We start from the raw sequence: 17,618 nt of genomic DNA on the forward strand, positions 1-17,618 counted from the left end.
TAATTGTGCAATAAATCTCATGGAATATCTCTATGTCTCTGTTTGTAGCGTTAAAATGAAATAAATCGGCAATCGACGGCAACCGGCAAAAGCGCGACAGAAATCGAGGGCGAAACAGCATGGGCAGAATACTTCTGGCATCAAGTGCGATGCCTGCCCTGCGTTCGTTGCTCAATACGTTGCCATCGCAACATGTCCTGCATTCTGGGTTGCGTATCGCCTATATTCCCACGGCTGACAAACGGGGAATCTCTCGTTATGCGCGACCGTTGATTCGTCGTATGCTGCGTTTCGCTGGGTTTCGCGTGCACATGCTTGAGGTTGCCGGCGCCAGCTATGAGGAGATTCGCTATATCCTTTCGACCTGCGACATCATCTGGGTGGGCGGTGGCAACACCTTCTTCCTGCTGCATGAGTTGAAGCGTTCGGGTGCTGCCGACCTCATCGTCGAACAGGTGGCCGCAGGCAAGACCTACGTCGGGGTTTCCGCCGGAGCCGTTGTCGCCGGGCCTGATATTGATTACATTGGCAAAATGGATGAGCGAAGCGCGGCGCCTTCGCTGAAGGACGTCGCGGGCCTCAACCTGGTCGATTTCCGTGTGGTTCCGCATCTCGACAACCCGGTCATGGGCCGTGCCGCTCGAGCCATCGCCGCCGCCGAGCGTGAGGAAGGCCATCTCATCCACGCACTGGGCGATGCCTGGACGCTCGTGGTCAAAGGCAAAAACGTTCGTACCCATTTTCATCACTCGTTGCGTCATCATTCTCTGTGAATTGTCGGGTTCGTTGTGGGGGTCTGGCGATTATTGGCTTGTCCGTTTTCCTTTTGCTCTGGTATGTCACGATCGTGGCAATCATCCGATTTTGTTTTGCCCATATGTGATGGGTACGGTATAAAGCCGCCTCAACAGACAGAATAAATAGGGCATCCGGCATTTTGCACTGCCGGATGCCCTATTTTGTTGGGCGGTGAAAGCGCCTGATGCTTTTTGGCTTAGGCCTCCGTCCCTGGGTGTCCTTTTGACAGGTCGGAGGGGGAGACGTCCACTTCGTCCAGCGGGATGATGTGAGTATGGTACTTGATCTTATAACCGATGTAGAGGATGAGTACCAACGGCAAGCCGATGTAGGTGATGCCGATTTGTTGCCAGTCCCAATGGACGAACGCGTCGATGTTCTGCCCGCCGATGACCACGATGCACAGAATGAGCGCGATGATCGGGCCGAGCGGGAAGAGCTTCGCGTGGTACTTCAGCTCCGAAAGCTGGTGGCCTTGCTTGATGAACGCGCGACGGAAACGGAAATGGCTGATGGCGATGCCGACCCAGGCGATGAAACCGGTCAGTCCGGAGGCCGCCACAAGCCACATGTAGATCTTCTGGCCGAAAATCGAGGCGGCGAACGTGGCTAGCGAAATGATGGTCGTAACGATGAGCGCCGCCAGCGGAATGCCGTGCTTGGTCGTGCGTGAGAAGAACTTCGGGGCGTAGCCGTCATCGGCCAGCGAGTAGAGCATGCGGGTCGAGGCGTACATGCCCGAGTTGGCCGCCGAAAGCACTGCGGTCAGCACGATGGCGTTCATCAGGCTTGCGGCGAAGGCGAGGCCAGCCCGCTTGAAGACCAACGTGAAGGGGGACATCGCGATGTTGCCGTCGGCCGCCGAAAGCAGGTTCGGGCTGGTGTAGGGGATGAGCGCGGCGATCACGAAGATCGAGAGGACATAGAAGAGCAGGATGCGCCAGAATACGCTGTTGATGGCCTTGGGCACCGCATGCTCCGGGTCGGCCGACTCGCCTGCGGTCACGCCGATGAGCTCCGTGCCCTGGAACGAGAAGCCGGCGATGAGGAAGACGCTCAGGATAGCCGGGAAACCGCCGACGAACGGGGCGTCCTTGTAGGTGAAGTTGCCGAAGCCGACTGCCGGATGGAACATGATGCCGAAGATCATGGCGAAACCGAGTACGAGGAAGACGATGACGGTGATGACCTTGATCAGCGACAACCAATACTCCGTCTCGCCGAATGCGGAGACGGTCAGGGCGTTGATCAGGAAGATGACCACCAAGACGATGAGGCTCCATATCCAGCCCGGGGTGTTCGGCAGCCAATATTGGATGAGCAGGGCTGCCGTGGAGATGTCGACGGCGACGGTGATGGCCCAGTTGAACCAATAGTTCCAGCCCATGGCGAATCCGAGCGCCGGGTCGACGTATTTGGCGTTATACGTGGCGAAGGAGCCAGAGACCGGCTGGTTGGTCGCGAGCTCCCCGAGGCTGGTCATCAGGAAGTAGACCATGATGCCCATGGCGATGTAGGCCACCAGTCCGCCGCCTGGGCCGGCCTTGGAGATGGTGGAGCCCGAGGTCATGAACAGGCCGGTGCCGATGCATCCGCCGAGCGCGATCATCGAGACGTGACGAGTCTTCAAGTTGCGCTGCACGCCTCCCGACTTGCCCTTGTTGCCGATCGGCGGGATGGGATGTGTCGCCGCGGTGTTGACTCCGGCTGTGGTTGATTGACTTGCCGCTTTGCCTGTCGTTGCCCTGCTCGCCGAAGACGACGCTGATGTGCTGGGCGTGTTTTCGGTATGGTCGGTTTGTGCCGACATACTGCTTTCCTTCCGGTAGGGAAGAAGCCTACAGATGATGCGAATTGTCGTTGTGGTACTCGCCTGATGAGGACCGGGTTGATCAATAAAGCCACGCCTCATCGCGAAAAAGCCTCACAACGATTCTCATCGATAGCGCTCCGCGGTGTTGTCCGCGACAGTTCTGGATTTCTTGGACCCAGACCCAACTTCCCATCTCGGAGGCGACAGGAAATTTCGGCTGAATGCCCTTTCACCGACCTTCATGGGCGCCACCGCGTCTCTGGCCGGTTACTGATGGATTCAGCGACCTCTTCTGTGATTGATGATATGTGCGACTATAGGTGGTTTTCGAGACAAATGATGAGTATTGTATGCTGATAACCACCATGATGTCGTATTTGGTTCATTGGTTTGTTTCCTTCTTCATCGGCTGATTACAGATTTCGTACGATTCCGATGAACAGTGGGACTCCGTCAGGCGTGTCGTATTCATAGAGGAACGGATGGTCAACAATGAATGGTTCAGATCTGTCTATTCCTGGATTTGGTGCGGTTCTCCATATCGATTTTGGTGTATGCGGCAGCTTTGACACCGGTTTCGCTCACGTCAATGCTGGTGCCTTGGATGATTTGACCGATGTAGAGGGAATCTTGGTTGTTGGTCATTTTGGAAAAATTCGCGCGTGATGCGTTGAAAGCGGAACGAATGCCAAGCTTTTTTAAAATCGATATCGAATCATCGAACGTATTGTCTATTTTGAACTTCGGAAGTCTGAGATCGACTTCGGTTGGTTCGCTTTTCGCGTTGAACATGGCGCGTAGCGAGTCGGTTTCTCCTGCCAGGTCTTTTGCCGCTGTTTTTGGTCGGGCAGCACGATTTTCAGTTCGGATCCGTCGTCGAATGCTTTGTCGAGGCGCCTGAACCCGTTGCCTCTGGCCATATCCATCGTTCCGCTCTGGCTCATCATGGAGACCTTCGAGTCTCCTTTCTCTCCGTGGAACGGTTGGTCGGATGTGTCGTCCGCGTCGAATGGGTCTTGCCATTTCCCGTTGCATACACGGTGTTGAGGAGCGTCAGGATTGCATCGTCAGGAGTGAAATTAGGCTTGAGAATCCCGTGAGTTTTCCTATACACCCATGAGCTCATTTGCTCAGAGGCATCGCCTGAGAACATTTTCATCTCAGCGTCGAAGCCATGTTTCATATCCTTCTTGAAATCCTTGTCGAGGGGATATCCTTTCTGAATCCATATCGAATTGTCGGTCTGCATCTTTGATTTGCCATCACGTCTGCCGTTGATGGAGAGCATCAGTGAGTGATAATCGTCTGTGTTGGGCTGTCTATCGTCGTTGAGGGCAGTCTGCATTTCGTTTTTCGTAGTGCCGGCAGATCCCTGTTCGGCCATGGAAAGTGCCGTCCACATCGAAGCGGGGGAATAGTTGGTATTGCCTTTGTCATCAGACAAGTCTTGGCCCGTAAGAAAAAGCGGAGAGCTGCTGTACGCAAATTGTTGGACGCTGGCTTTGGCGGTTTTACTCGGTGGCGTTGCTTTGGGGTGGAGGATTAGCACCCATGTCCCGTATGCTGCTGCGATGAGGAGAGCCACGATGACGCACACGCTCACTATTCGGTTCGTGTTGTGTGAAAACCGGTGTCGGCGTTGTGATCTTATACCTTCTGGTCCGTATGATGCTGAGGGAGAATCCGTTGATTCGAGGGTCTGTTGTATGTTGGGGCTTTTCTTGCTGTGATGTTTCATTGCGTTGTGCCCCCTCCTGTCGGGAATGTCGTGTTTTCTCATCTGCATCTTTCTGTCGTCGGTGATGCTGCCGTTGCTTGCCGATAACGATTGATCTCTATTTTAATAGACATCGTTTCGATCTGATAGTCCAATTCCCCTGTGTCGAGTCTTCGAATAAACGACATCGAGGCTGTTTTGATTGATTCTTCTGTCGCCATCGCAGATCATTGTCGATGTTTGACGCGATGGCACTGTCAATGTTCTTCTTTATTAAGACAACTGAATGATTTGAGATGCCGGTGGTCTGTCATCATTTTGATTCGCATCTGAGATTGTTTATTGCAATTTTCGAGAAATATATAAGGGGTATAATTTCTGCCTTTGGAGCGTGGAACTATCTTTTGGCAAACTGGCGTTTGCGTACTGTGCAGAGCGAATCGCTTTCGTCCGTCTTGACGCTAGACTTGAGGTATGTCTTTAACTATCGGAATCGTCGGTCTGCCGAATGTCGGCAAGTCCACCATGTTCAACGCCCTGACCCGCAACAACGTGCTTGCGGAAAACTATCCCTTCGCCACCATCGAGCCCAACACGGGTATCGTGCCGCTGCCCGACAAGCGGCTTCCCGTGCTGGCCAAGCTGGTGGGCACCGAAAAGATCGTGCCCGCCACCGTCACCTTCGTCGACATTGCCGGCATCGTCAAGGGTGCTTCCGAGGGCGAGGGTTTGGGCAACAAGTTCTTGGCCAACATTCGCGAAGCCGACGCGATCTGCGAGGTCGTGCGTGCGTTCAAGGATGACGACATCGTCCACGTCAACGGTCGTGTCGATCCTGCCGATGACATCGACACCATCAACACCGAGCTGATGCTTGCCGACCTGCAGACCATCGAGAACGCGCTGCCGAAGCTTGAGAAGGAGCTGCGTGGCAAGAAGGTCACGCAGGAATATATGGACGCGGTCAAGAAAGCGCAGTCGATTCTTTCGGAAGGCGAGACCATCGATCACGCCGCTTCCGCAGGCAAGATCGACAAGGCCGACATCTACGACCTGCATCTGATGACCGCCAAGCCGTTCATCTACGTCTTCAATGTTGATGACAATGAGCTGACCGACTTGGACCTGCAGAAGAAGCTCGCCGATTCCGTGGCGCCCGCGCAGTCGATTTTCCTCAACGCGCAGTTCGAGTCCGACCTGACCGACCTCGACGAGGCCGATGCCCGCGAGATGCTTGAAGACGCCGGTTTGAAGGAATCTGGCCTCGACCAGCTGGCCCGAGTCGGTTTCGACGTGCTCGGTCTGCAGACCTTCCTCACCGCAGGCGTCAAAGAGGTGCGCGCCTGGCAGATTCATCAGGGCTGGACCGCCCCGCAGGCCGCCGGCGTCATCCACAGTGATTTCGAACGCGGCTTCATCAAGGCCGATATCGTCTCCTACGACGATTTCGTCGCCGCGAAGGGCAGCATGAACGAGATCAAGGAGGAGGGCAAGCTCCGTCAGGAAGGCCGTGACTACGTGATGCAGGACGGCGACATCGTAGACTTCAAGTTCAACGTGTGAGCTGAGAAATTAAATTATATTTTCAAGGCGGTTCATTGCATTCGAGTAATGAACCGCCTTGTTGTATCTTAAAGATAATTATCGTAATGCTTTAGATTGGAGAGTGGAATGATTGATGAAGAAGTTTGGAGACCCTTAGGAGTGGACTCCGAAGAAGAAATAGCAAAATATAATGCTTTACATGATGGTGTTCCTGACTGGATGAGTGCTGCTTTTTGGTCTTGGATTGAGGATTCAATCACAGTTGAAAGAACTTTGTACGGAATTCCTGCATGGATATTAAAACTCGATGAGACAGAAGAAATGTACCAAACACTTCATATCCCTCACACGAATTTAGAGATGGAAATTTCGGGTTCAGTTGGTGCGCAGCAGCAAGTCGACGATGCAATGTCATGGTTGAAAAGATGGCCTAAACCATTACAAATTGCTGATTATATTTTAGCTAAGTTTTCGGGAATTGATTATGAAGATGTGCGAGAACTTGATGGCATATTGCAAAGAAGCGGTTCATTATGGCAAGTTTCAGACAAAGCTAGAGCTGGTAGGCGTGGACTTGTACGGCGTGTTCCTAAAGGAGTTCAACAAGTTGCCGATACTGTTATGGCGCGGTCTGGAAATGCTGGAGTCGAACTGTCCAAAGCTTGGGAATGCCTTTATGGAATAAATCCAAAACCCGGTGAGGCTTATTCCCATGCAATTAAATCTGTGGAAGATGTTGCAATTCCTGTGGTCTCTCCAAATAACTTGAATGCGACTCTTGGAACTGTTTTAACTCAAATGAGAGATCAAAACAATTGGCGATTACCGATGCTACGTGAGGATAGTAATTCCACTTCTCAGGAAACGTTGCTGGACATGATTGGTTTACTTTGGCGCGGTCAACATGATAGACATGGCGGTGTCGAATCTCAACCGGTCACCGTTGAGGAAGCAACGGTTGCGGTCGGTCTTGCAACGTCACTAGTGCAATTCTTCGATGCTGGTCTTGTACAACAAGTAAATCAGGAGTAAACCAATTGTTCTATTAAACTGATTCTAAGTTTAAAAATAACGTATGATGATTTTGTTGCTTTTCTGATTTGAAATGAAAGTGGAATGGCTAAAAAAAGAAAAAAGCAGAAACTTAATTACGATCCGGTAAATGTTGTGGCTGCTGTTCGTATGGCTACAGAGGACCTCACACGGTGCCTTGAGAGTTTTGATTTGTTGAATAAAGCACCTGCAGAAATTAATTCTACTCTGATAATGGTTGTTTTACCTCATTATATGAGGGTTTTAGTCGAAGCTGACAAACTCAGAAAGTCATTGTTGCGGGATAATCGTTCATCTAAATTTCAGTTACCTCATACTGATGAGGCAGATCAGTTTGAGCAACGAATGCGGAATCGTCTTAAACTTATTGATGACACAAGTTTTGATGTTTCAAAAATGGAGAATTCTTTAGAATCTATAGTCGGTGAATTTTATCGACAATTTCGGCAAGAAAATACTGGTCTGAAAAAGCTGTTTCAAACAGATTTAGGAATTTATCTTGTTGATAAGCATCCTGTAGGTGCAAACTTTACAGTGACTTTTCATTTGGGCTATGACAGTACGCAAGACATGGAAAGCAAACATCTGGAAAAGCTCTCCGCTGATTATGGGCGTGATCTTGTTGTATTGTTCGGTATATTTTCTAATCAATTGGAGGTGCCAACGGCTCCAAAAGGGTTGGGAATTCATTGTCAAGTTGAGGGCAAAGATTATAAGTCTGAACGTTATTTCGGTCATCGATATACATGTGATTTACCGTTAAAGAGCAAGCTGCTTCTTTTTGTCACGGAATGCGGAGTAAATGAACTGCTCTATGTTTTGCCTCAGTTTTCTTCGCGTTTTTGCGGGACTTACTTTCGACAGTTAGTTGTTACTGCTTATCATTCTTTACACACGCTTAAAGCAGTCATTCCAGTTGAAACTGAAAACTCTAGGTTAGAGGAGTTTCGAGATTTAATTGCGAATGATGCCGTCACTTTATTCTTAGAATCGAAGCAAGGAAAAATTCTTCGAGATAGATGCATGCATTATCTGAATAGGGATCCGCGGTATTCTCTAGATCCAAATAATCCCGAAAATAGCGCATTGTCTTTTTTGTGGCCGGGACAAAATATGAATACCGCACAGGCTGCAATTAGCTCATATCTACAGAAGATATCTCTGGCGTTAAGCCGGCTTTAGGACAACAATGGATAAATGCAATAAGTGAGGTCTGGATAGCTCACTAGTTTAGTTGCTAAAAGCATTGTTCTTAATTTCATTGTCTTAAATAGATGAATATAAACTTCTTTGCACGAGTGAAACTATTACTCAGTCGGCCGGATTTCTACGGTTCCATTCCGCAAGCCAGCTGATCACAGATGAGTCATCATCCATATACCAAGCGCTCAGCTTGTCATTGAATGTTTCGCGATCCGGCGGTTCAACTGGCACGGCGAGCACATCGGGTGAGCTGAGTTTGAGCAGTAATCCATTAGCGGCGAGCAGAGCCGTACGTTTGTTACCGTCACCGAATGGCTGCATTTTTGCCAAAGTTGCGAAAAGGTGGGATGCGCGATTGAGCGGTTGCGAAACTTGCAAAGGTGCTTTGCTGTTGGTTGTATTTAGAGATGCTACAGTCTCGTTATCCGAGACTTGATCCAGTTCCTGTTCGATTGCCGCAGCTGAGGGCACCGGCGGAGTGTAGGTGCCGCGGCGAGTGGAGACGATGACATTCTCCGCCGTTCTCAGTACACCTGGTTCCATTGCTGCCGTACGGGTCATTTTCGCGTTGATGCCGATGAACCAAGCCAAATCCATAGGGCGAATCGTGTAATCGTATTCGATGGTATATGACGAGGCGTCTTTCAAATCGCACAGCAGCGCATAGTCGTTGCGTGAACCGACAACGTTGGGATTGCCGGTGCGTAGGAATTCCTCGGTGGCCATGCGCGAGGTATTGAGCCCGTCAAAGGTGCGTCCCATTCGGTACAGCAGCCCGGCAAGTCCCTTGACGGTCATCAAAGGAGAAACGTTATGCTTTGCCACCATAATCTTGTTCTCCTTATCTGATGCTGTGTATAAAGGTTCCATTGTGAAACCTAAGCCTAAGATTTGCAAGGGCTCTTCGATTATAGAGGATATCGAGAACGATATTTTCTCAATGGTATAGATTTCCTCTACAATGAGCATTACAAGCAGCTGTGAACTTGGTTAATGTTGTATGAACATGAATGGCATGGTCTAGCGAGGAGCTAGTGAGCCTCTGTCTGCTCGAATAAGCTGAGTCGCTTTCGTAAGGAGATATCCAGTGTTTGAGAAAGATGGCATTGTTTATGCAGATAATTATGCCAAGGAGCTTGAGGTCGAATCCGTACGTGTGACCGATGACCACATTATGCTGGTCACCTTTTCCACCGGTGAAACACGCCTCTGTGACTTCACGGAGCTCTTTGACAAAGTCCCAGCTTTTGAACCATTGCGAGACGAAAAAGTGTTTGAAACTGTAAAGGTCATGCATGGCATCCCGATGTGGCAAAACGGTACCATTGATATTTCGCCGACTTACTTATACGATCATTCTTATGAATATGACAATCATGGGAAAATAGTTTCAGTGTAATCAAATGATAACTTTGTATTGATTAAAAGTAAGTGTTGTTTTTAACTTTAGCGTTAGTTTGTTGTAGTATAATTTATTTAATCAGTAGAATACTAATGGTTAAATCGTCAGGTGAAGGATGAAATATACGCCGACTACTACGAAACGGGACTTGCGGATTATCGGGGAGTACTTTGCGACGCAACGGAAACTGCTTGGGCTGCGAGTCAGTGACGTGGCCAAGCGTGCGGGAATTAGCGAGACTACGGTGACCAATCTCGAGCACGGCAGGCCGGTGCGTTCTGATGCGCTGATTACCGTTGCGCGCATACTGCAGTTGGCTGATTACATGGTCAAGGCTGCTGACCCGTATTCGCATGATTTGGGTATGGTCCGTGCCGCCCAGATTCTGCCCAAGCGTGTGAGGCAATGAAAAGTGTGGTGATTGAGCTGAGTTTGTAGCAGTAAGCCCTATACAAAAAATATTAAAAACGAATATCGAAACCAGCGTTTCAAGCTTTGTTTTATTCAAATTAGCGAACCACCCAAGTCGGGGTTGCTTAAACAGCGCAATACATGGGTGCATAAAACTCGCATTTATTGATAATAACTAATTGTGACGAGCGCTTGGTTACAATGGCTGAGGCAATTGATAATGGCTTTCGAAAGGTAATGCAATGAAGCGTAACATGATGTTCTCGGGCGGAATCCCTGCCGACGGACCGGAAAAGGTCTTCGAGCTCCTGAACGAGACGGTCGGGGACCGCGCTCTGTGTTGGCCGGACGGGGAGACCAACCCCGAACGCCGTGGCTGGATCGCCGGGGTGGCCGAGAACGTGCTCGCCGTCGCGCCTTGTTTCGAGCCTGATGAGGTGATTGTCGATCGTCCTGACGGCGGCCATTATCAGCAGGACAAGATGCTTCGCATCAAGCCCGGTGCCACGGTCGACCTCAAAGGTCGTCTGCCATACGCCAAGGACGCCATCGCCTCCTATAAAATCTTCAAGCGCATGCAGTCAGAGGGACGTATTCCGCAGAACATCCGCTTCCAGGTCGCCATTCCGGGCGCCCACGACGTCATCACCATCTGCTTCGCCCGTACCGAGGAGTGGCCTGTGCTGTTCAAAGCGTGGCAGGAAGCCGTGCAGGAGGAGTGCCGTCGTATGCTCGAGGTCATTCCGGCCGACGAGTTGTGCGTGCAGATCGACTTCTGTACCGAGATGTGCCATATCGGCGGCGCGTGGGCGAAACTGCTGAGCTGGGTTCCGGACAATCCTGAGCAGGAGCTGTTCGACGAACTGACCTCGCCGGAATACATTCAGGGGCATATCGCCGCTTTGCCCGAGGAAGTGCGGTTGGGATTCCATATCTGCTGCGGTACGTCTCCGCATTTTCCCGTGCAACCGTTGGACGATATCTCGCTTCCGGTTCGTTTGACCAACGCCATCCAGAAGTCGGCAGACGGGCGAGTGGACTATTTCCATCTGCCGGCGATGCATGATTCCGATGAGGCATATTTTGCTCCGCTTGCCGATTTGAACATAGGAAATGCCGACATTTATCTGGGTGTCGAGTGCAATGACGGCGTCGAGCTGATGGACCGTCGTGTCGCAGCCGCCCACAAGTATCTGTCGGATTTCGGTGTGGCCCATTATTGCGGGTATTTCTGGAACAAGGCCATTATGCCCGATCTTCTCCGTACCCTTGCGCAGGGTTCCGATGACGCGCGTGAGCTGATGGGTGACTGATTACTGCATAGTCATGCTCTAAATTCTGCAATTGTGTGGTCAATTATTCGCTCTTTGCGCGTAACGGCATTTTTATGGCATGATAAAGGTGGTTATAGTTCATCAATAACGATGGATGTTCAAACTTTCGAAAGGAATCGATATGGGCAATCAGCGACGTGTGGTGATTTTGGGCGGGCATGGCAAGGTGGCGTTGCTCGCCGAGCCGAAGCTTAAGGAAGCAGGGTTCAGCGTTGACGCGGTTATCCGCAACCCGGCGCAGTCCGATGATGTGCGGGCCGCTGGCGCGAACCCGGTGGTTTTCGATATGGAGCACGCCAATGTCGACAGTTTCGCCGGCTTGTTCGAAGGCGCCGTCGCCGTCGTGTTCTCGGCCGGAGCAGGCGGTGGGGATGCCGTCCGTACGCACGCCGTCGATTATCAGGCCGCGGTCAATGCGATGGATGCCGCGCAAAAGGCCGGTGTGCGCAGATTCGTGATGGTCTCTTACGACACCGCCGACCGCGCCCCGAAAGAAATGGGTTGGCCGGAATCGTTCGTACCGTATGCGCAGGCCAAGCACGATGCCGACGCACATCTGCTCGATTCCTCGCTTGAATATACGATTCTCGGCCCAGGCATGCTTACGCTCGAGCCGGAAACCGACAGGATTGTCCTGACCGATGACCATACGATGATTGACGGCAAGCCTGCCACGCCCGAGCAGCGCAAGACCTCGCGCGGCAACGTCGCGGCGGTTATCGCCCGCGTGCTCTCGGCGGATGTCGCCAAGCGCAAGACCCTCGCCTTCTACGACGGTGAAAAGCCGATCGATGAGGTGCTCGTCTGAGCCCCTAATCTTTTCGGCTCTATGTATCGCTGTTTCCAATGGAGTAAACGTTGGAAACAGCGATTTTTTATGCAGTGTTGTATTTAGACTACAAGGAGATGTTTGAATAGATAGGAAGGCCCCCGATGGAACAGAAACAGTACGTATGCGAAAAGTGCGGTTGCCGGCACTACACTTCCGACCAGTTCCAGGCGACCGGCGGGGAGTTCGCCAAGCTGTTCAACGTGCAGAACAAGAAGTTCATCACCGTCAGCTGCACGCAATGCGGATACACCGAGCTGTATCGTGCCGAGACGGACGCCGGCATGAATATTCTCGATTTTCTGATGAGCTGAGGGTTTCGGCTTTTCCTGTTTGACATTCGTATCAGGATTTCTTGATTACGGTTATTGATTGAAATACGTGTCGAAAGTCTCGGTTTCCATATCAGGGAATCTTGAATTTTTCGCTAGTACCCGCTTGCTCTGTTGTTCCTGCCCTCTCTGCGCTACGCTGAGGCATAGAAGCCAAAGGAGCAGAACATGACGATTGCGTTGAAACGGGTATATGAGGCGGCCGAGGATTCCGACGGCTATCGCGTGTTGGTCGACAGGCTTTGGCCGCGCGGTATTTCGAAGGTCAACGCGAAGCTTGATTTGTGGTTGAAGGAGATCAGTCCGACCACACAGCTGCGCAAATGGTTCGGCCATGATCCGGCCAAATTCGACGAGTTTGCGGATAAATACCGCAAGGAACTGGATGGTAATACGGAAGTGGTTGACAAGCTGGTTTCGATATGCCGCGAGCAACCCAAGGTTACGTTGTTATACGGGGCCAAGGATCCGGAGCGCAACCAAACGGTGGTATTGAAAGACTATCTCGAAGCTTGTCTTTCGTGATGGGTTTCTTGTCGATGCTGATTATCATTCGATAATGAAAGATAATTGAGCGTATATCGGTATGGGTTTCGCCCATAGTATCTCGATGTCATAAATTTCACGGGAAAATTCTGTATTTAGGCCGTGTAACACGGGTTGTATAGCGTATGATAATGGTTATGGCGACAGTGACGTTATCGATACCGAGGGCACGTAAGCGTGAGCGTGCCGTTTCCGACTACTTCAACATGTGGGTAACGCGAGACTTCGACAAGCTCGATGCGTATTTCGCCCCTGATTGTGTCTATGAGGAAAGCAACGGCCATATCTATGAGAACCGCAGCCAGATTCATCGCTGGATTGAGGATTCGATGGAACATCAGGCCGTCTCGATGTGGAAGATAGCCAATTTCACCCACGCCCGCGGCCGTGAGGGGCAGCCGTCGATTACCGTGTTCTGGACGTTTGCGGCGCGGAAAAGCGGTGGCGAATCCGAGGATTTCGACGGGGTCTCGGTCATCGAATTCAACCGCCAGAACAAGATCAAGCGGGTTCGTGAGTTTCGCGCCAAGCGTCGCCGCGACTATCCCTATAGGGATGAATGAGCGGCCGCGAGCTTCGGCTTGGTGAAATCTTGATGGCGTGATCAACGCAAGAGGACGGGTTATTGCTGACCGCAATGACCCGTTTTGATGTTTCCGCAGCGGTGAGCTGTTACTATGTGTGGTTTTCAAAACTTGAGTCGAAGTGACTCAAGTTTTGTTCACTGCAGGTTAAATTCGGGAAGCAGGAGCGGGAATAACGGTTGGACATAGTGACACGATAAAGACTTGGAGCCGCAAGGTTCCGGAGCGTCTCGTCACCTGGCCGGTTCTTCCGGCCGCAGGCGTCACGGCTTGCCTCAGATGCTTAGGAGTATTGATTATGGCTATGTTTCCGGCTTTGATGCATGATGCGTTCTCTGATTTGTTCGACGATCCGTTCTTCGCCGGTTGGGGCGATTCCAGCAACCGTATGGGCAACCCGATTTCCTCGGCCAATATGATGAAGACCGATGTGCGTGAGACCGACAAGGCTTACGACGTCTCCATCGATATGCCCGGCTTCAACAAGGACGACATCGCCCTTGAATTGCACGACGGCTACTTGACCGTCTCGGCCAAGCGCGACGAGAGCCATGACGAGAAGAATGATGAGGGCAAGTGGCTGCGCCGCGAACGTTACGCCGGCACCTGCTCGCGCAGCTTCTACGTCGGCGACGAGGTCAAGGAATCGGATATCCATGCCGGTTATAAGAACGGCACGTTGAGCCTTGAAATCGCCAAGGTGCAGCCAGCCCCGAAGGTCGAGGCCAAGCACCAGATCGCCATCGAAGGCTGATTGACCGACAGGTCGTTGTAATCGATAAATGCAGGCCGTTTGGTTGGGAATGCCAGCCAAACGGTTTTTCATATGCAAATGGTGGATGAACCGTGGGCGCAGTGAACATGGTTGCACTGTAACGGCGAGTCGTTTTTGAGGCAGTCATTGTTTGCCTATTGTCCCGCTAACGTATGTGTACGTATGAGTGCGTTAAACGCGATGCTAGTTGGCGTCATTGTCGTGTTTAGCGCATTTGTGTGGTGGGCGCAAGAAGCGCGACGCTGGGCGGGTCTTATCGTCGCCTTTGTTGCATATGCATTATGAAATGCAGGAAAGGCGATGCTTGGCTTGCAGACATGACGGCACTCGGCATCTGAGATTGTTCCGCGCCTATATCTGAATGTGTTACTTGGTGATTTTCGCGTATTCGGGCAGTCCCATGTAATTGAAATCGACGTGCTTGATGTTTTTGGAACTGCCGGCTGCGACGTTCGCATACCAGAGCGGTATCACCGGCAGGTCGCGCAATAGCGTTTCTTCAGCCTGCTGATAGGTTGAGATCGAGTTCGATAGCGAGGCTGCGCTGCGGCCTTATCAATCAAGGAATCGAATTCCTGACTCTTGTAATCGCCGTTGTTGAGACCCTTCCCGTCGGCGGCAGAGGAGTCATAGGCTTGGACTAGGTAGCCTTCCGGATGCGGATAATCCGACTGAAGCCCCTGTACGAAAGCCGCATTGATGGTCCTATTGTGGACGGCTCCGCTGAATTCCTTCTGGGTGGGCAGCGCATAGGGTGCGGCGTCGATTCCCAATGTGTTCTTGATGGAATTGACGATGGACTCCACCCAGGGCTTGAAGCCGCTGTCGGCGCTGTAGGCCAGGCGGAATTGTCCGTCGAAGGGGAGATGGCATCGGCCTTTTCCAAAGCTCCTTGGCTTCTTTGGGGTTGTAGCCGATGACGTCGGAGCCGGCGAGTTTGGTGGTATAGCCCTCGATGGTCGGGGCGGTGAAATCCGTGGCCACCGTGGCGGTGCCGTGTAATACCTTGGTCGTAATGTCCTTGCGATCGATGGACAGCGAAATCGCCTCACGACGTAAACGACCTTCCTCCCCGCTGAAATGTTTGAGCTTCTGCGGAATGGTGAAGGATTTGAAGGCCGGGCCGGGCTTGATGTAAGGGGTCACGTCCTTGTCTGAGCGGAACGTGGTCAGCGCGGAGTTGGGGATGGTGTCGAGCACATCGAGATTGCCTCCTTCGAGATCCGAATATGCCGAATCGGCGTTGGTGTAGAGCTTGAAGGTAAGGCCTTGATTGGTCGGTTTGCGAGGGCCCTTGTAGCTCTTGTTGGGGGTCAGCCGTATCTCACGGTCGTGGGTCCAGGACGCGAGTTTGTATGGGCCGTTGCCGACGGGATGTTCCCCGAACGCCTTGATATTGTTGTAGGCGCTGGAGGGCATCGGCAGGAACGCCACGTCGCCCACTTTATAACCGAATGATGAATCGTGGCCGTTGATATCGACCTTGAGCGTGTTGTCGTCCACGGCGTGCAGACCGGAAAGCTGGGCCTTGGGGTCGCCCTTTTCGTTTTGCAGCGCATCGTAGCCCGCGATGGTGGAGAAAATGGAGGCTCCCATCATCCCGTTGGCTGCGTTGGCCGCAAATGACCACGATTTGGCATAGGTCTCGGCCGTGATGCGCTCGCCGTTCGAGAAGGTGAGACCAGGCTTTAACGCGATTGTATATTGGGAGGCGTCGGCATTGGGAGTGATTGATTGCGCACCGGCGTTGACGACCTTCCCGTTCTTGCCGAAGGTGACCAGTCCTTCGAACAGTTGCGTGACGACCTTCCATCCGGCAGTGTCGTCGGTATCAGAGGGAATAAGCCCCGCGGCGGGTTCGACATTGTTGACCACCACCGGTTGCCCCGAGCCGGATGGGGGGTCGGTCTGCTCGGGGTTGCCGCTCGAAGCGCCGCAGCCGGCCATGACCATGCTGATGCTCAGAGTTAGAGCCAGGCCCATGATGGCGGTTTTAACGGTGCTTCGAGTGGACATATGGACGACCTTTTCTCGCTGGGGTTTTACAGCTTCAAGTTGTGTATTATCAACCATATCGGCTTCATCCCTGTTAGCGAAGCGTTTCTGGCGTAACTTTTGCGGATAGGTGAACGTGAGATTATCGGCGTTGTTTATGACAGCCTATCAAACTCTGATAGATGTTACCGGCCGCGATAACGGAATAATCCTTTGCTTTTTACAAATATCGCCGGGTTCGGTTCGATTGCGATTTACGTTTCCGCTTGGCCGCTGAACATGGGATTATGATTGATGACAGTATTTATTTATGAGGTCCATGTAGGGAATTGAGGTGGGCACATGGGCATGCCTTTGGATTTGTATGTGATCAGACACGGGGAGTCGGAGGCGAACGTCATCGTCAAGGCGGGGGAGCACGGCGACAATTCGCTCTTTACACAAGACAACGTCACCGTTCCCGACCGTTCGTGGCGGCTCACGGCGACGGGACGCAAGCAGGCCTATTGCATCGGCCGCTGGCTCGTCGAGCAACAGCAGCTCTTCGACCGTTATCTGGTGTCCCCTTACGTTCGTACCCGTGAGACCGCGGCGACCATGGCGCTGCCCAAAGCCAAATGGGAGGAGACTCGCGTGCTGCGTGAACGTTCGTGGGGTGAGATCAGCACCGTGACCCAGGAGGTGTTCAAGACCAACTATGAGCGCAACTGGATGTTCAAGAAAACCGACCCGCTCTACTGGCGTCCGCCGGCCGGCGAATCCATTGCCGATGTGGCCGAGAACCGAGCCCACAACCTGTTGACCTCACTCAACCGCCGCGCCGAGGCCCAGTCCGTCATCGCGGTGACGCACGGCGACTTCATGCTTTCGCTGATGCTGACCCTCGAAGACCTTTCCGACGAGGAATTCCTGCGCCGTGCCGACAGCGACCATTGGAAGATTACCAACTGCACCTGCCTGCATTATTCGCGCCGCGATCCCGATACCGGGCGCACCGACGAACGGATCCACTTCGAGCAGACCGCCCGCCCGGTTTACGACAAGGACACCGGACGTTGGACGGTCAAAGTCGATCCATGGCGCGAGTTCCAGCGCCCGCTGCTCTCCAACGGCGATCTGGTGGACGTGGTGCAGTCCGTCACCCCTCACCTCTAAATCGCGTTCAGTGGTGATACGTATCTTCCCAGCTATTTAGCGATTTAATAATTGAGAACTGTCATAAGTTTGGTTGAGTGGTGGGGCTGGGATATGCGATGCTTGACCGTAAAGACTTGGCCTGAG

The 17,618-nt window shown here is 52.2% G+C and carries 19 protein-coding genes and 1 riboswitch; of the genes, 14 read left to right on the forward strand and 5 right to left on the reverse strand.

The genetic code is table 11. From position 1 onward, the window contains the following. Positions 1–119: 119 nt before the first annotated feature. Positions 120–773: a Type 1 glutamine amidotransferase-like domain-containing protein gene (locus OZX74_RS03355; protein WP_277157125.1), complete on the forward strand. Its 654-nt coding sequence runs from the start codon at positions 120–122 to the stop codon at positions 771–773. Between the two features lie 221 nt (positions 774–994). On the opposite strand, the gene OZX74_RS03360 is transcribed toward OZX74_RS03355, so the two are convergent. Continuing rightward, positions 995–2,608 carry an amino acid permease gene (locus OZX74_RS03360; protein ID WP_277157126.1) on the reverse strand — a complete coding sequence of 538 codons (1,614 nt, stop codon included), beginning with the start codon at positions 2,606–2,608 and terminating at the stop codon, positions 995–997. Between the two features lie 125 nt (positions 2,609–2,733). Continuing rightward, positions 2,734–2,911, reverse strand: a riboswitch (Lysine riboswitch). Positions 2,912–3,103: 192 nt separating this feature from the next. On the opposite strand from OZX74_RS03360, the gene OZX74_RS03365 reads away from it, so the two are divergent. After that, the gene (locus tag OZX74_RS03365; RefSeq protein WP_277157127.1) at positions 3,104–3,277 is read left to right on the forward strand and encodes a hypothetical protein; all 174 of its coding nucleotides are present in this window, start codon (positions 3,104–3,106) and stop codon (positions 3,275–3,277) included. Positions 3,278–3,554: 277 nt separating this feature from the next. On the opposite strand, the gene OZX74_RS03370 is transcribed toward OZX74_RS03365, so the two are convergent. Further along, entirely contained in the window at positions 3,555–4,391 is an 837-nt protein-coding gene (locus OZX74_RS03370) for a serpin family protein (protein ID WP_277157128.1), read from the reverse strand. A gap of 411 nt (positions 4,392–4,802) precedes the next feature. On the opposite strand from OZX74_RS03370, the gene ychF reads away from it, so the two are divergent. From ychF to OZX74_RS03385, 3 genes are all read left to right on the forward strand, one after another. Then, the gene (ychF, locus tag OZX74_RS03375) at positions 4,803–5,891 is read left to right on the forward strand and encodes a redox-regulated ATPase YchF (RefSeq protein WP_277157129.1); all 1,089 of its coding nucleotides are present in this window, start codon (positions 4,803–4,805) and stop codon (positions 5,889–5,891) included. Positions 5,892–5,999: 108 nt separating this feature from the next. Next, a complete protein-coding gene (locus tag OZX74_RS03380) occupies positions 6,000–6,905 on the forward strand; it encodes a hypothetical protein (RefSeq protein ID WP_277157130.1) in 906 nt (301 codons plus the stop codon). Positions 6,906–6,989: 84 nt separating this feature from the next. After that, entirely contained in the window at positions 6,990–8,108 is a 1,119-nt protein-coding gene (locus OZX74_RS03385; RefSeq protein ID WP_277157131.1) for a hypothetical protein, read from the forward strand. Positions 8,109–8,237: 129 nt separating this feature from the next. Here OZX74_RS03385 and OZX74_RS03390 read toward each other — a convergent pair whose 3' ends face one another. Then, positions 8,238–8,957: a Fic family protein gene (locus OZX74_RS03390; protein ID WP_277157132.1), complete on the reverse strand. Its 720-nt coding sequence runs from the start codon at positions 8,955–8,957 to the stop codon at positions 8,238–8,240. 259 nt (positions 8,958–9,216) lie between these two features. Here OZX74_RS03390 and OZX74_RS03395 point away from each other — a divergent pair, with 259 nt between their 5' ends. From OZX74_RS03395 to OZX74_RS03430, 8 genes are all read left to right on the forward strand, one after another. Further along, complete coding sequence (locus tag OZX74_RS03395) at positions 9,217–9,528, forward strand: DUF2442 domain-containing protein (protein ID WP_277157133.1); 312 nt, start codon at positions 9,217–9,219, stop codon at positions 9,526–9,528. Positions 9,529–9,646: 118 nt separating this feature from the next. Beyond that, on the forward strand, positions 9,647–9,940 hold the full coding sequence (locus OZX74_RS03400; protein WP_277157134.1) for a helix-turn-helix transcriptional regulator: 294 nt from the start codon (positions 9,647–9,649) through the stop codon (positions 9,938–9,940). A gap of 244 nt (positions 9,941–10,184) precedes the next feature. Next, entirely contained in the window at positions 10,185–11,255 is a 1,071-nt protein-coding gene (locus OZX74_RS03405; RefSeq protein WP_277157135.1) for a hypothetical protein, read from the forward strand. Positions 11,256–11,397: 142 nt separating this feature from the next. Continuing rightward, complete coding sequence (locus OZX74_RS03410) at positions 11,398–12,084, forward strand: SDR family oxidoreductase (protein WP_277157136.1); 687 nt, start codon at positions 11,398–11,400, stop codon at positions 12,082–12,084. Between the two features lie 125 nt (positions 12,085–12,209). After that, the gene (locus tag OZX74_RS03415; RefSeq protein WP_277157137.1) at positions 12,210–12,419 is read left to right on the forward strand and encodes a zinc ribbon domain-containing protein; all 210 of its coding nucleotides are present in this window, start codon (positions 12,210–12,212) and stop codon (positions 12,417–12,419) included. Positions 12,420–12,605: 186 nt separating this feature from the next. Then, positions 12,606–12,962 (forward strand): DUF488 domain-containing protein, encoded by a 357-nt coding sequence (locus tag OZX74_RS03420; protein ID WP_277157138.1) that lies wholly within the window; start codon positions 12,606–12,608, stop codon positions 12,960–12,962. Between the two features lie 158 nt (positions 12,963–13,120). After that, on the forward strand, positions 13,121–13,546 hold the full coding sequence (locus tag OZX74_RS03425; RefSeq protein ID WP_277157139.1) for a nuclear transport factor 2 family protein: 426 nt from the start codon (positions 13,121–13,123) through the stop codon (positions 13,544–13,546). Positions 13,547–13,865: 319 nt separating this feature from the next. Continuing rightward, a complete protein-coding gene (locus tag OZX74_RS03430) occupies positions 13,866–14,321 on the forward strand; it encodes an Hsp20/alpha crystallin family protein (protein WP_277157140.1) in 456 nt (151 codons plus the stop codon). Between the two features lie 387 nt (positions 14,322–14,708). Here OZX74_RS03430 and OZX74_RS03435 read toward each other — a convergent pair whose 3' ends face one another. Beyond that, complete coding sequence (locus tag OZX74_RS03435; protein WP_277157141.1) at positions 14,709–14,831, reverse strand: hypothetical protein; 123 nt, start codon at positions 14,829–14,831, stop codon at positions 14,709–14,711. Between the two features lie 216 nt (positions 14,832–15,047). Further along, positions 15,048–16,358, reverse strand: a complete 1,311-nt coding sequence (locus tag OZX74_RS03440; protein WP_277157142.1) for an ABC transporter substrate-binding protein — start codon at positions 16,356–16,358, stop codon at positions 15,048–15,050. Positions 16,359–16,679: 321 nt separating this feature from the next. Between OZX74_RS03440 and OZX74_RS03445 the strand changes: the two genes are divergently transcribed. Beyond that, positions 16,680–17,492: a histidine phosphatase family protein gene (locus tag OZX74_RS03445; RefSeq protein ID WP_277157143.1), complete on the forward strand. Its 813-nt coding sequence runs from the start codon at positions 16,680–16,682 to the stop codon at positions 17,490–17,492. The last annotated feature ends 126 nt before the right edge of the window (positions 17,493–17,618 follow it).

The sequence above is a fragment of the Bifidobacterium sp. ESL0798 genome, from assembly GCF_029395415.1.
GTDB lineage: Bacteria > Actinomycetota > Actinomycetes > Actinomycetales > Bifidobacteriaceae > Bifidobacterium.

Excerpts from the sequence above, each read along its gene's own strand:
- OZX74_RS03420 (WP_277157138.1), top strand. The coding sequence starts at position 12,606 with ATGACGATTGCGTTGAAACGGGTATATGAGGCGGCCGAGGATTCCGAC.
- OZX74_RS03445 (WP_277157143.1), top strand. The coding sequence starts at position 16,680 with ATGGGCATGCCTTTGGATTTGTATGTGATCAGACACGGGGAGTCGGAG.
- ychF (WP_277157129.1), top strand. The coding sequence starts at position 4,803 with ATGTCTTTAACTATCGGAATCGTCGGTCTGCCGAATGTCGGCAAGTCC.
- OZX74_RS03415 (WP_277157137.1), top strand. The coding sequence starts at position 12,210 with ATGGAACAGAAACAGTACGTATGCGAAAAGTGCGGTTGCCGGCACTAC.
- OZX74_RS03365 (WP_277157127.1), top strand. The coding sequence starts at position 3,104 with ATGAATGGTTCAGATCTGTCTATTCCTGGATTTGGTGCGGTTCTCCAT.
- OZX74_RS03405 (WP_277157135.1), top strand. The coding sequence starts at position 10,185 with ATGAAGCGTAACATGATGTTCTCGGGCGGAATCCCTGCCGACGGACCG.
- OZX74_RS03410 (WP_277157136.1), top strand. The coding sequence starts at position 11,398 with ATGGGCAATCAGCGACGTGTGGTGATTTTGGGCGGGCATGGCAAGGTG.
- OZX74_RS03390 (WP_277157132.1), bottom strand. The coding sequence starts at position 8,957 with ATGGTGGCAAAGCATAACGTTTCTCCTTTGATGACCGTCAAGGGACTT.
- OZX74_RS03440 (WP_277157142.1), bottom strand. The coding sequence starts at position 16,358 with ATGTCCACTCGAAGCACCGTTAAAACCGCCATCATGGGCCTGGCTCTA.
- OZX74_RS03360 (WP_277157126.1), bottom strand. The coding sequence starts at position 2,608 with ATGTCGGCACAAACCGACCATACCGAAAACACGCCCAGCACATCAGCG.
- OZX74_RS03430 (WP_277157140.1), top strand. The coding sequence starts at position 13,866 with ATGGCTATGTTTCCGGCTTTGATGCATGATGCGTTCTCTGATTTGTTC.
- OZX74_RS03425 (WP_277157139.1), top strand. The coding sequence starts at position 13,121 with ATGGCGACAGTGACGTTATCGATACCGAGGGCACGTAAGCGTGAGCGT.
- OZX74_RS03380 (WP_277157130.1), top strand. The coding sequence starts at position 6,000 with ATGATTGATGAAGAAGTTTGGAGACCCTTAGGAGTGGACTCCGAAGAA.
- OZX74_RS03400 (WP_277157134.1), top strand. The coding sequence starts at position 9,647 with ATGAAATATACGCCGACTACTACGAAACGGGACTTGCGGATTATCGGG.
- OZX74_RS03370 (WP_277157128.1), bottom strand. The coding sequence starts at position 4,391 with ATGAGAAAACACGACATTCCCGACAGGAGGGGGCACAACGCAATGAAA.
- OZX74_RS03385 (WP_277157131.1), top strand. The coding sequence starts at position 6,990 with ATGGCTAAAAAAAGAAAAAAGCAGAAACTTAATTACGATCCGGTAAAT.
- OZX74_RS03355 (WP_277157125.1), top strand. The coding sequence starts at position 120 with ATGGGCAGAATACTTCTGGCATCAAGTGCGATGCCTGCCCTGCGTTCG.